Origin of the sequence: Paraburkholderia sp. (assembly GCF_047605525.1) — a bacterium.
Taxonomy (GTDB): domain Bacteria; phylum Pseudomonadota; class Gammaproteobacteria; order Burkholderiales; family Burkholderiaceae; genus Paraburkholderia.
The window spans coordinates 132,470-144,818 of the sequence record NZ_JASGFN010000012.1; the positions used below are offsets into that span (position 1 = coordinate 132,470).

At 58.8% G+C, this 12,349-nt stretch carries 10 protein-coding genes; 7 read left to right on the plus strand and 3 right to left on the minus strand.

What is annotated here, in order from left to right:
• The first annotated feature begins 53 nt into the window (after window positions 1–53).
• The 6 genes from QM685_RS18695 to otnI all read left to right on the plus strand — a co-directional run bounded on the left by QM685_RS18695 (window position 54) and on the right by otnI (window position 6,857).
• Window positions 54–1,535, plus strand: coding sequence for an aldehyde dehydrogenase (locus tag QM685_RS18695; RefSeq protein ID WP_415118007.1), 1,482 nt, complete (start codon window positions 54–56; stop codon window positions 1,533–1,535).
• 339 nt (window positions 1,536–1,874) lie between these two features.
• A complete protein-coding gene (locus QM685_RS18700; protein WP_415118009.1) occupies window positions 1,875–2,792 on the plus strand; it encodes an NAD(P)-dependent oxidoreductase in 918 nt (305 codons plus the stop codon).
• Window positions 2,789–3,670 carry an NAD(P)-dependent oxidoreductase gene (locus tag QM685_RS18705; protein ID WP_415118011.1) on the plus strand — a complete coding sequence of 294 codons (882 nt, stop codon included), beginning with the start codon at window positions 2,789–2,791 and terminating at the stop codon, window positions 3,668–3,670. The genes QM685_RS18700 and QM685_RS18705 overlap by 4 nt, the downstream gene beginning before the upstream one ends.
• Before the next feature lie 435 nt (window positions 3,671–4,105).
• Window positions 4,106–5,383 carry a 3-oxo-tetronate kinase gene (gene otnK, locus QM685_RS18710; protein WP_415118204.1) on the plus strand — a complete coding sequence of 426 codons (1,278 nt, stop codon included), beginning with the start codon at window positions 4,106–4,108 and terminating at the stop codon, window positions 5,381–5,383.
• Window positions 5,383–6,033 (plus strand): aldolase, encoded by a 651-nt coding sequence (locus QM685_RS18715; RefSeq protein ID WP_415118013.1) that lies wholly within the window; start codon window positions 5,383–5,385, stop codon window positions 6,031–6,033. Before otnK ends, QM685_RS18715 begins: the two co-directional genes overlap by 1 nt.
• Before the next feature lie 35 nt (window positions 6,034–6,068).
• Window positions 6,069–6,857 carry a 2-oxo-tetronate isomerase gene (otnI, locus tag QM685_RS18720; RefSeq protein WP_415118015.1) on the plus strand — a complete coding sequence of 263 codons (789 nt, stop codon included), beginning with the start codon at window positions 6,069–6,071 and terminating at the stop codon, window positions 6,855–6,857.
• Window positions 6,858–7,153: 296 nt separating this feature from the next.
• Here the strand turns inward: otnI and QM685_RS18725 are convergent, their stop codons facing one another.
• A complete protein-coding gene (locus QM685_RS18725; protein WP_415118017.1) occupies window positions 7,154–8,572 on the minus strand; it encodes an aldehyde dehydrogenase family protein in 1,419 nt (472 codons plus the stop codon).
• An 859-nt stretch (window positions 8,573–9,431) separates the two neighbouring features.
• Here QM685_RS18725 and QM685_RS18730 point away from each other — a divergent pair.
• Window positions 9,432–10,361, plus strand: a complete 930-nt coding sequence (locus QM685_RS18730; RefSeq protein ID WP_415118019.1) for a LysR substrate-binding domain-containing protein — start codon at window positions 9,432–9,434, stop codon at window positions 10,359–10,361.
• 72 nt (window positions 10,362–10,433) lie between these two features.
• Here the strand turns inward: QM685_RS18730 and QM685_RS18735 are convergent, their stop codons facing one another.
• Together QM685_RS18735 and QM685_RS18740 are read right to left on the minus strand one after the other, a co-directional pair.
• Window positions 10,434–11,399, minus strand: coding sequence for a 2-hydroxyacid dehydrogenase (locus tag QM685_RS18735; protein ID WP_415118021.1), 966 nt, complete (start codon window positions 11,397–11,399; stop codon window positions 10,434–10,436).
• A 56-nt stretch (window positions 11,400–11,455) separates the two neighbouring features.
• The gene (locus QM685_RS18740; RefSeq protein ID WP_415118023.1) at window positions 11,456–12,253 is read right to left on the minus strand and encodes an HpcH/HpaI aldolase family protein; all 798 of its coding nucleotides are present in this window, start codon (window positions 12,251–12,253) and stop codon (window positions 11,456–11,458) included.
• Window positions 12,254–12,349 lie beyond the last annotated feature (96 nt).

Here is a 12,349-nt window from a genome sequence, read left to right on the forward strand (position 1 = left end):
AACCAGACGCCGCACGGTGCCCTACCCGATAGCAGACCAGTGGAGGTACACGGATGAAGCAATATCAGCTCTGGATCGACGGCGAATTCAAAGCCCCGATCACCGGCCAGTGGATTGACACAGTCAATCCCTATACCGGCGAGGCCTGGGCAAGGATTCCACGCGGCACGAGCGAAGACTCCAGGCTCGCTGTGGAAGCGGCAAAGCGAGCGATGACCGTCGGTCCATGGAGCAGGATGACTGCCACAGAACGCGGCAAGATCATGCGCCGTATCGGCGATCTCGTTGCCGACAGTGCCAAGCATCTGGCCGAAACTGAAACCCGCGACAACGGCAAGGTTCTCTCAGAGATGACGGGACAGTTGAAAACGATCCCCGAGTACTGGTACTACTACGGCGGACTGGCAGACAAGATTGAAGGTTCGGTCATGCCAGTCGAAAAGGCCGACGTTTTCGCTTTTACTACCCATGAGCCCGTCGGGATCGTCGCCGCGCTCACGGCGTGGAATTCACCACTTCAGTTCCTGTCGTTGAAGTGCGCCCCTGCACTGGCGGCCGGGTGCGCGGTCGTGGTCAAACCTTCGGAATTTGCATCTGCCAGCTCTCTGGAATTCGCATCGCTCACGAAGGAGGCCGGCCTGCCCGACGGCGTCCTGAACGTCGTCACGGGCTACGGCAACGAAGTCGGCGCAGCTCTCGTCGAGCATGAGGATGTCGCCAAAATCACCTTTACTGGATCAGACGTCACGGGCGCGCGGATTTATCAGACCGCAGCCCGCGGAATGAAGCGCGTCGCGATGGAACTGGGAGGCAAGTCGCCAAATATCGTTTTCGCAGATGCAGATCTCGATGCGGCGGCCATTGGCGTCGTGTCCGGCATCTTCGGGGCCGCTGGTCAGATGTGTATTGCCGGTTCCAGACTCCTCGTCCAGGAGTCGATCCGACAGAGTTTCACTGAACGATTGATAGCGCTGGCCCGTGACGTCAAACTCGGTGATCCGATGCAGGCGACGACAAACGTTGGACCGATCGCCACGCCCCCACAGTACGCCAAGGTACTGGAGTACATTGAGATCGCCCGGGCAGACGGCGCACGTTGCATCCTCGGGGGAAAACCTGCCGTTGGCCTGGGATTGACAGGCGGCCAGTTTGTCGAACCCACCATTTTCACCGACGTGACCAATGACATGCGCATCGCCCAGGAGGAAGTCTTTGGGCCCGTGCTCTCCATTATTGGCTTTGAAGATGAACAGGACGCAATACAGCTGGGTAACAGCGTCATATACGGACTGGTAGCAGGTGTATGGACGCAGGATATCGGCCGGGCAATGCGCATGACAAAGGCACTTAAGGCGGGCACCGTCTGGGTCAATACGTACCGTGCGTACAGCTTCATGATGCCGTTTGGCGGAATGAAAATGTCCGGGCTCGGGCGCGAGAACGGGATTGAGGCCGTTCACGAGTTTATGGAGACCAAGAGCGTATTCCTCTCCACTTCGTCGAACCCGCCAGCGAATCCCTTCGTTCAGCGCTAGATGAGTGTGCCGGTCGCGGGCGCTCGCAAGCCCCGCGGCCGCATCTTTGCTGCCGCAGAGGTCGAAGCTCATCACGAAGGTTCTCCAGGTTTTGGCCGCATCACCGCGGCCACTTTTTTCTGTGCCTTGCCCTCGTGCCTTCACTCGCGGCAATCAGGGCAGGTCACTGCGCCCGTGTCCGCTGGCATAAATTTGGAGAGGTAAGCGTGGCTTACCTGAAGGCGGAGAAAAAACCACTCGACCTGAACCGCCTCAAAGCGCACGATAACGTCATGCCGCATCGAGCGGCGGTCCGCCGGGGACAGCATCGGCAGTGAAACAGAAGTCAGGAGGAGATAAATGCGCATCGGGTATATCGGGCTAGGCGCCATGGGTGGTGCGCTCGCCCGTCATCTGATCGGCAAGTTTCCATTAAGCGTGTTCGACCTGAATCAGAAGGCCGTGGATTCTTTCGTCGGGCTCGGCGCGACGGCAGCAGCAACGCCTGCAGAACTCGCGCGCAACAGTGACGTAGTGTTACTTTGTCTGCCCCGCAGCTCAGACGTTAAAGCGGTCATCTTCGGCCAGGATGGTCTCGCCGCAGGACTGTCCGCCGAAAAGATTGTCGTCGACCAGACCAGTGGCGTGCCAGCCGAAACGAGAGAGTTTGCCTGCCAGCTCGAGAAAGTGGGCGTCGCCCTGTTTGACGCTCCGGTTTCGGGCGCAATGGCCACGGCCATCGCGGGGACCATCTCGATTATTGCCTCCGGCCCACACGCGGCGTACGAGAAAGCTTTGCCGGTCCTGCGTTCGATCAGTCCAAACGTTTTCCACTGCGGTGAACGCGTCGGTAACGGCCAGACGATGAAGACCGTCAACAACATGATGAATGTCAGTTGCCGTCTCGCCACCCTTGAGGTGGTCGCGATGGGACGCAAGTTCGGCCTTCCCCTTGAAATCATGACGGAGGCGATCAACGCTACGACGGCACGGAATTACACCTCTACGGGCATGCTGCCCGCAATCGCCGCGGGACGCCAGTCAACGAAGTTCTGGCTTGCGCTGCAGGTTAAGGATATCCACCAGGCAATCACCCTCGCGGCGGAGCAGAAAGTTCCGATGCCGATTGGAGGCACAGCACGATCCATCCTGCAGATCGGATTGAATTCGCTGGGTAAGGATGCCGAGCTCGAACAGATGATCGGTGTCATTGAGTCCATGGCCGACACCAGATTTGTCGAGCCGCCGACAAACGCAGAGCACGGAGAACCGAAGTGAGCACGATAGGACTTGCAGGAAGCGGTCAGATTGCTGCATTTGTGGGTCGTCAACTGGCGAACAGACACACCGTTAACTTTTTCGCCGTGGGTGACGGGTCTCTCCACTGTGAAGGTGCAGAAAAGGTCGACAGTGCCGTCAGTCTGGCGAAGAGCACAAAAGTTGTCGTTCTGTGCACTGATTCGGATGTCGCCAGGAACACCCTCCTTCAGCAGGTGGATTGGCTCAATGCCTCCCAGGCAAAAGAGCACGTCGTAATCGACATGAGCCAGGGCGACCCCGATGAAACCAGATCGTTCGCCAAAGAGCTGTGCGCCCGGGGAATCACGTTCGTCGACGCGCCGCTTCATACCGAAGACACTACCGCAATCGAGGAGGCATCCGCTATTTTTTTTGGCGGTCCGGCCGCTGTTTTCGAATCGGTGCGTGGCGTTCTCGAGGCTATCTGTCCAAACGTCATTCACTGTGGCGAAGTCGGATCTGGTCAGGCTACCCGGCTCGTCGTCGCTGCGATTGCCGCGTGCAATCGCCTCATCACCTATGAATGCGTCGCGATGGGTGCCAGAAACGGACTTGCGATGAACGACATGGCGACCGTGCTGAACAGGAGCTCCGGCTTCAACAGCGCATCGGCACGGGTACTTCCCGCTTTGGCAGCCAACAAGCGAACGGCCGACGTTACGCTGGGTCAATGCGCGAACGACCTGAGAAAAGCGTCGGCTCTTGGAATGCGGTATGGGGCGCCGATGCTGATCGCGACGATGGCTCGCTCAACGCTCGATGCAGCTTCGAACCGGTTAGGCGAATCCGGCACTATCGACAGGCTGGCCGAAATCTGGGAGGTTGACTCGGGCTTGCCCGGCCCCGGCGCCGGTTGAGCAGCAATCCAGAAGGCTTGATACGGCATCAGCACGACTACGCCCGCTGGCGGGTTCATCAACGTCTTGCGACCAGTGATGGCGGGCCTCCCGAAGTAACGGTTCGCCAGCCCCCTCACCCGTCGCCCGGTCGGAAACACCATGAGCGGCGACGGGATCTGGCGAGGCCTCGAGTGTGTGGCTGAAGCCGACCGCATCTTGTGAAGTACTGGCTCTTGGGGAAGCGCGACGCCACCTGTCAAGGATCGCCCGCCGTGCAATGCGCGTAGCGTGCCCCGTGGCGGACCGTTGACGCTCCTGATGGGAGCCGCGCTCATCCTGCGGGCGGCAGCTACGCGCTTCCTGCTTCTAACGGTAAAAATAGCGCGAATCACCTGCGGGGGCACACATATGCGGGAATTTCCCAATCATTCAAAAACGGAAGGGAGCGAAGTAATGGCCCACGCACTGCTCGGCTGTATCGCTGATGATTTTACCGGCGCGACCGATCTCGCCAACATGCTTGTACGCGGAGGCATGCGCACAGTGCAGACCATCGGTGTACCTGCCGAAGGAACGCATATCGAAGCGGACGCGATTGTCGTTGCGCTAAAGTCCCGGACGGCGCCACCGGCAGAAGCGGTGCGTCAATCGCTCGAGGCCCTCGCCTGGCTCCGCTCACAAGGCTGTGGCCAGTTCTACTTCAAATACTGCTCGACGTTCGATTCCACCGACAAGGGCAATATCGGTCCGGTCGCGGATGCACTACTGGACGCACTTGAGGAGAACTTCACAATCGCGTGTCCCGCCTTCCCCGAGAACGGCCGCACGATCTATCGCGGCAATCTGTTTGTCGGAGACGTCCTGTTGAGCGAGTCCGGGATGGAGAACCATCCGCTCACGCCCATGACGGACCCGAACCTCGTGCGCGTTCTGCAGCGGCAAACCAGATCGAAGGTCGGACTGATCCACTACAACACGGTTGCGAAAGGCGCCGACCCAATCCGCGTACGCATCGACGAGCTGAAGGAGGAAGGCGTTCGACTCGCCATTGCCGATGCGGTGTCTGACGCGGATCTCTACGCGCTCGGAAAAGCATGCCGCCATCTCAGACTGGTCACTGGCGGCTCGGGCATCGCACTCGGTCTGCCGCAGAACTTTCACTCGGCCGATCTGCTCGTCTATTCCGGAGACGCTGCCGATCTGCCGAAAATCGACGGTAAGGCTGTCGTTCTCGCCGGCAGCGCTTCCCGGGCTACCAACGCACAGGTAACCGAGTGGCGCTTATCCAGGCCAAGTTTCCGGCTCGACCCGCTGGCGCTGGCGCGAGGCGAAGCGATCGTTGACAGTGCCGTTGAATTTGCCGAAAGCCACTTTAAGGGTGGCGAAACTGTGCTGATCTACGCTACGTCACCGCCGGAGGAAATCAGGGTGGTACAGAAGGAACTTGGCGTCACAAAGGCCGGGCAACTGGTCGAACACGCACTCGCGTCTATTGCGCGCCGCTTGCGCGATGCCGGCGTGCGCAAGTTCGTCGTCGCGGGAGGTGAAACGTCCGGGGCGGTTGTACAGGCCCTTGATGTGCAATCGCTGCGCATCGGGCCGCAAATCGACCCAGGCGTACCGGCGACACAATCTATCGGCGCCAGCGACGAAGCCCCGATCGCGCTTGCGCTGAAGTCGGGCAACTTCGGCACGACTGACTTCTTCGCAAAGGCATTGAGGGTACTTTAATGGCATCAATCTCAACCAGCGAAAACCGTATCCGTGAGGAAATCTGCGTCAACGGCCAAAGCCTGTACGCGCGTCGATACACGGTGGGGACTGCCGGCAATATCAGCGCCCGTCTCGAAGACGGCTGGCTCATCACGCCAACCGACGCGTGCCTCGGACGCCTTGATCCCAACGACATCGCGAAGGTGGATTTACAGGGTAACCACATTTCCGGTAGTCGGCCATCGAAAACGCTCGCGTTGCATCGCCGGATATACGAGAACAATCCGGACGCGCACGGAGTGGTGCACACACATTCCACGCATCTCGTCGCCTTGACGCTCGCGGGAGTGTGGAATACAAACGACGTCCTGCCGCCTGTCACACCGTACTACGTAATGAAGGTCGGTCATGTGCCTCTGATCCCCTATCGTCGCCCAGGCGATCCGGCTGTCGCCGAAGAAGTAGCAGCGTTGGCGTCCAAAGTACGCGCGGTACTGCTGGAACGCCTCGGACCAGTGGTATGGGACAAGTCCGTTTCCCAGGCAAGCTACGCGCTCGAGGAACTGGAAGAAACGGCAGCACTTTACCTTTCCGCGATGCCGCGCCCCGAGCCGCTCGCGGAATCAGCCGTCGAAGAATTGCGAACGACGTTCGGCGCACGCTGGTAAGCACAGCCCCACACTTCAATCAGGAGATCAGGGACATGCCTAAATTCGCTGCCAATCTGACGATGATGTACACCGAGCACGCATTCCTGGACCGATTCGCCGCCGCAGCCAAAGACGGTTTCGAGGCCGTGGAGTTCCTGTTTCCGTATGAGTTCCCGGCCGCCGAGATCAAGGCACGCCTGACCGACAACGGTTTGACACAAGCGCTCTTCAATGCTCCCCCGGGTGACTGGGCAGCCGGGGAACGAGGGATAGCCTCGCTGCCGGGGCGGGAGGAGGAGTTCAGGCAAAGCGTCCGGAAAGCGCTCGAGTATGCGGCCATCCTAGGGAACAGCAAACTGCATGTGATGGCGGGACTCATTGCCCCCGGTCAGCCGCGCGACAGGCATCTCGCCGTGTATCAGCGGAATCTCGAATACGCTGCGAAAGCGGCGCTGCCACACGACATCACAATTGTGATCGAGCCGATCAACACACGAGATATCCCGGGGTTCTTCCTGAATCGCCAGGATGACGCACAAACCATCTGTGGCGAGATCGGCGCGCCGAACCTGCGGGTTCAGTTCGACATCTACCACTGCCAGATCGTCGAAGGCGACATCTCGACAAAACTCGAACGTGACATGGTGCGCCCAGGTGCAGGCATTGGTCACATCCAAATCGCCGGCGTGCCCGAACGCCACGAACCGGACCTCGGCGAGCTGAACTATCCACACCTTTTCGAGCTGATCGACTCGCTAGGCTATAGCGGTTGGATAGGTTGTGAATATCGCCCGAAAGCCGATACGTCCGAAGGTCTCGACTGGCTCCGCCCATACCTGTAAGCGAGGCCACGCAGCAGACGAACGCCCGAATTCCGCCTGTATGGCGATTGCGCTTCGGGCTTCTGCAAAGTCCCCCACCCCTTCTGCCAATAGATTCCACAGCGACAGATCGTCCGGCCACCGGGTGGCCGGTATCGGCCTATATACCCTTCTCAAAAGGCTGTACACCGCACGTGCTCGCAGCCAGCGCACCGCCCGAACTGCCGCCCCGCCCACGTGAACGCCGCGTTCAACGTCGAGCGGACCGGGTCACGTGTTGCGGGTCAGTGCAAAGGACCAGCTACTAACCGCGAGTTCTAGTCGAACCCGATCATCGCCTTCACCTCGAGATATTCCTCCAGACCGAAAACACCCATTTCACGGCCATTTCCGGAACGTCTGTATCCGCCCATCGGCGCCTCGGTGTTGCTTGTTGCACCGTTCAGGAAAACCCGGCCCGCGCGCAGTTGGCGGCCCACGGCCGTGCCCCGTTGCCGGTCTGACGAAAAAACGTAGCCGCCCAGGCCGTACGGCGTTCCATTTGCGATTTCAATGGCTTCTTCTTCGCTCGCGTAGGGAATGACTGCGAGTACAGGCCCGAAGATTTCCTCCTGCGCGATCCGCATACCCGGTGTCACATTCGAGAAGATCGTGGGCTTCACGAAGTAGCCACGCTCAAGTCCTTCGGGCCGACCAGGACCGCCTACGCGGACTGTGGCCCCCTCTTCAATGCCGATTCTGATGTAGTCCTGCACGCGGTCAAATTGCAGCCTGTTCACGACAGGCCCCATGCTGACCTCAGGATCCAGTGGATTTCCGACCTTGACAGCCCTCGCCTCACTCTCAAGCAAATCGAGCAGGGTCTCCGTCTGGGTCTCGTGCACCAGAATTCTTGCCGGAGCGTGACACGATTGGCCGGTGTTCGAGAAGGCACGGGCCACATTCCATTTCGCTGCCGCCTTAAGGTCACCATCGTCGAGGATGACGTTGGCCGATTTGCCACCAAGTTCCTGGGCAACGCGTTTGACAGAAGGTGCGGCTGCCTCCGCAATCAGCACACCTGCCCGGGTCGACCCGGTGAACGACACCATATCGATGTCCATGTGCTTGCTGATTGCATTACCCACAGTCGGGCCGTCACCGAGGACCAGGTTGAACACGCCCTTCGGCACGCCTGCCTCGTGGAGCACCTCGGTCAGATGGATTGCGCTGAGCGGAGTAAACTCGCTGGGTTTCAGGACCACCGTGCAGCCGACAGCCAAAGCATACGCAAGCTTGGTTGCGAGAAGTTGGAGTGGCCAGTTCCACGCAGTGATCAGTCCGCAGACGCCGATCGGCTCACGTCTGACAGTGTTTGGCCCGAGGCGATATTCGAACTCATAACTCCGTAGCGTCGCCAATGCCTGCCTGAACGACGCGAGGGCTGCAGGGGCATGAATTCTCTGTGAAACCGGGGTGCCGAGCTCGAGCGTCACGACATCCGCAAGCTCCTGCTCATGCCGAATGAAACAACCGATGATCGACTCAAGCAGATCGACGCGCTCGGACCTCGAAGTATTGCTATAAGACGGGAAGGCAGCCCGTGCCGCCCTCACGGCTACGTCAACGTCCTCGGCACCCGCCAGCGCGACAGTCGCGAACGGCTCCTCAGTAGCCGGGTTCACAAGCGTCCAGTCCTTGCTGGTGAGAGGAGAGACCCACTCTCCGTTGATGTAACACTTGCCATACGACCGCATATCAGTCTCCTATTAATTCGACTGCCAATGTTTTACCCGGCAACAGCGTCTAACCGGGAAAACGCGACTCACACTCCCTGGCGAAACTGCGGGATCAGCGATCCTTCGGCATAGCCAGAAAAGTAATACCCCTGTCCGGGCTGCATGCGACATACCGCGGCGCCCAGCTCCCGAATTTGATGAACCACCGCAATGCGGTTTCCCGGGTGCGTATCCCGCAATGCGCACAACAGCTGGAAACGCAACCCATCTGCCTGTCCAGGCTGTCAGTGGTGACTTCAACATGAAGCTTCACGCGTAGCCGTGGATACTCATGGCGGGCCGTCTACCCTCGGGGGGAAAACACACCAGTTGCCGCCAGCGTGACGAAAGAAGACCAGCGCGATACCAGGATTCGATACACCTTCGACACGTACGAACCTGAAATGGCTTTCGAGACCATGGTGAAAGTGGGTAATACGTACCCCGCCCGTCAAGCCGATCCATCTGTCCACAAGAGCACGCAGCGATCTTCCAGAAACACTCACGGACCTACTCCCCGCTCTCATCAGTTGCCCACTTGCTGAGTACCGTCTCTATCCCCTGGAAATCCGTGCACATCCGGCAGGCTTTTCCTCAGGTCGACACGATGCCCCACTCGCGAACCAGTCCGGCCCCTGTTCCAACGCATGGAGCACGTGTTCGTAATGACCATTGTCGAAGTTTGAAATCACACCGACGAAGGGTCAAGTCAGCTATTATGGTGTATTGGTAAGCGGCGCTAACCAGAGGTGGGAGATCAGTGAAAAGGCGCCGTAACAAGCTGGCAACCAGGCGTTTTCGCCTGGATTGCGACAGATACGGAGGAGACACCAGAAAAATGGAACTTCGACATCTTCGTTACTTCATAGCCGCGGCAGAGGAAGAACACTTCGGTCGCGCGGCTGTGCGTCTGCACATCACCCGGCCTGCTGTTTCCCAGATCATTGCGGATCTGGAGAGCGAACTGGGAACACCGCTGTTTGAGCGGATCGCCCACTCCGTCAAACTGACTGCAGCCGGGCGTACACTGCTTGCCCGGCTCGTGAACGTAATCGACGATCTCAACGAAGCGATCGTGCTCACCAAGCGCGTAGGTCAAGGTATGACAGGAACACTTCGGATCGGCTACGGTTCCTTGACGCTGATGCATTCAATCTTCCGTGCGGCTGTCAAACAGTTCCGCGAAACGTACCCGGAGATCAGTCTTTCTCTTGTCGAAATGTCAACGTCGGTGCAGCCAAAGGCTCTTGCGGAAGGAAAGATTGATGCCGGCTTCATGCATCTGGCTCCCGGTCCGCACCCGGGAAAAAGGCGCACCGAAATCAACATGGAGCGTGAGGGAATCGTGCTGGATTCGATCTGCATCCAGACCGGCAACCTCGGCGTTGCGCTGCCGAAGGATCATCGGTTAGCGCGCAGAAAATCGCTTACGCTCGAGGATCTGGCCAACGAATGGTTTGTGGTGGTACCGAGGTCCAGCACCAGCCTGAGCTATGGACAGCTTTACTCCTACTGCCAGGCCGCGGGCTTCGAACCGAACATCGTGCAGGAGGTCAGCACCATCACATCCCAGCTCAATCTGATCTCGGTGGGTATGGGTATTGGCCTGGCCGTCATGGGCAAGAATTTCACATACCCGGCTGACCTGACGATTGTTCCACTGATGAATCTCGACTATTCGACCCGCTTCATCTTTGGATGGGTACGCAGACAGAACGATCCTGTCCTCGAAAGAATGATTGGAATCGTGCAGAAGTTGTCAAAGTAGAACGACGTACAGCCTCTGGGTATCGTTCCACACCCAGAGGCTGCTACCGATACGGGGCATGCCCTGTGTGCGCTATCGCTTCAGCGCTTCTGGGTTCACCATGTTTGCGCTCAGGCTGCCATTTAGCGCATTGATGAGGTTTTCCGCGGCATTTTTGTTCATCGCCTGGCGAGTCTCGTGAGTCGCCGAACCGATATGAGGCAGCGTCACGACGTTATCCAGTTTCAGCAAAGGCGAATCTGCCGGAAGTGGTTCCTCCCAGTACACATCGAGGCCGGCGCCCGCAATGGTGCCATCTTTCAACGCTTCAATGAGTGCCGGCTCATCGACGATCGGCCCACGCGACGCATTGATGAGAAACGCGCTGCGCTTCATCGACCTGAGTTGCGCCGTGCTGATGAGATTACGTGTCTCCTTGGTCAACGGTGCCTGCAGCAGGACGAAGTCCGACGACTTCAGAAGTTCCTCCAGGTCGACTTTCTTCGCTCCGTACACGCGTTCAGCGAGCGCGTTGGGGCCCTGATCAACGTACAGCACGTTCATCCGAAATCCCAGAGCCGCACGGCGGGCCACGGACGTTCCTATGCGTCCCATCCCAACGATCCCCAGCGTCTTGTGGTGAACGTCCACACCAAACCTGTCCTCGCCAATCTTCTTTGTCCATTTGCCGTCCTTCACATACGCCGCGAGCTCGGCCAGGCGACGTGCCGTAAGCAGAACCAGGGAGAACGCGGTGTCGGCAGTGGATTCGGTGAGGACGTCGGGCGTATTGGTCAGCAGGATTCCACGGCGATTCAGATAGTCGACGTCGAAAGCATCAAAGCCAACCGAGACAGTGGACAGCACCTTAAGACGGCTAGCGCCATCAAGTGTCTCCGCATTCATTTTGACGCCCGTTCCAATCGCACCATCAGCGTCCTTGAGTGCTTCAATCAACGCGCCGGGCTGCTTCGGATTCACGATCGTGACCTGCGCGTAAGCGCGCAGGTGCTGAATCGTTTCCTCCGGCAGCGGCTTGTAGACTACGATCTTGTACATTCTGAAAATCCTCCTGGTGTACAGCAACGCCGCTGTTTATCCGGCTGTAACGCAGCTCAGAGGTCACGCATCATCGCTGCCTTGGCACTCGCGCCGCTCAGCAGGAACGAAATGTCCGTCCCCGTGGAAACATACCGGGCGCCCATTTCGACAAATTGGGCAACGAGCTTGGGATGTGCGTTGAGACCGCCGACACCGAGATGCTTGCCATGCTTCCGGCAGGCAGCGATCCCCTTCGCGTAGGCCTCCCGAATCATCTCGTGGTCAAACTGGCCTGCGATGCCAAGCGACGCACACAGATCGTTGGTGCCGATGAAAAGCAGATCAACGCCTTCGATCGCCGCAATCTCGTCGATTGCAGCAAGCGCTTCCCTGGTCTCGATCATGATGACAACCATGGTCGCATCGTTCACCGCCTCACCGACCTCCGAACCTGGGAGCGAGCGAAAGCCCATATGCGGCAGCACGCCACCGTGAGAACGCTCCCCCAAAGGCGGGAACTTCGCCGCGCGAACGACCTGCCTTGCCTGCTCCGCGGACTCGACATGCGGCGCAATCACACCAAGCGCGCCACCGTCCAGAATCCGTGCAATGACATCCGGAGCAAGATTCGGCAAACGAACGAATGGAGCGATCCCCGCATTCATGGCAGCCATACAGATCTGACCGGTCGTTTCAATCGACAAGGTGCTGTGCTCCAGGTCGATGTAGAAGGTGTCAAAACCTGCCGTCTTTGCGATTGTGACAATCTCTGCTGTGCGTACGAGGCGCACTGTCATCGAGAGTGCTACCTCATCGCGTGCCAGCTTTTCCTTGACGACGTTGCGAACCAGGTCCCGCGCGACTACTTTCATGTTGTCCCCTCAATATCAGACGCGGGAAAAATCGACTGTCAACAGGACGGCTTCAGACTGAACGCAGCCAGAAACTGCGTGGACTAACCGCTACCC

Coding starts and splice junctions, on each gene's coding strand:
- QM685_RS18725 (WP_415118017.1), bottom strand. CDS start 8,572: ATGCGGTCGTATGGCAAGTGTTACATCAACGGAGAGTGGGTCTCTCCT.
- QM685_RS18735 (WP_415118021.1), bottom strand. CDS start 11,399: ATGTACAAGATCGTAGTCTACAAGCCGCTGCCGGAGGAAACGATTCAG.
- QM685_RS18700 (WP_415118009.1), top strand. CDS start 1,875: ATGCGCATCGGGTATATCGGGCTAGGCGCCATGGGTGGTGCGCTCGCC.
- QM685_RS18730 (WP_415118019.1), top strand. CDS start 9,432: ATGGAACTTCGACATCTTCGTTACTTCATAGCCGCGGCAGAGGAAGAA.
- QM685_RS18740 (WP_415118023.1), bottom strand. CDS start 12,253: ATGAAAGTAGTCGCGCGGGACCTGGTTCGCAACGTCGTCAAGGAAAAG.
- QM685_RS18695 (WP_415118007.1), top strand. CDS start 54: ATGAAGCAATATCAGCTCTGGATCGACGGCGAATTCAAAGCCCCGATC.
- otnK (WP_415118204.1), top strand. CDS start 4,106: ATGGCCCACGCACTGCTCGGCTGTATCGCTGATGATTTTACCGGCGCG.
- otnI (WP_415118015.1), top strand. CDS start 6,069: ATGCCTAAATTCGCTGCCAATCTGACGATGATGTACACCGAGCACGCA.
- QM685_RS18715 (WP_415118013.1), top strand. CDS start 5,383: ATGGCATCAATCTCAACCAGCGAAAACCGTATCCGTGAGGAAATCTGC.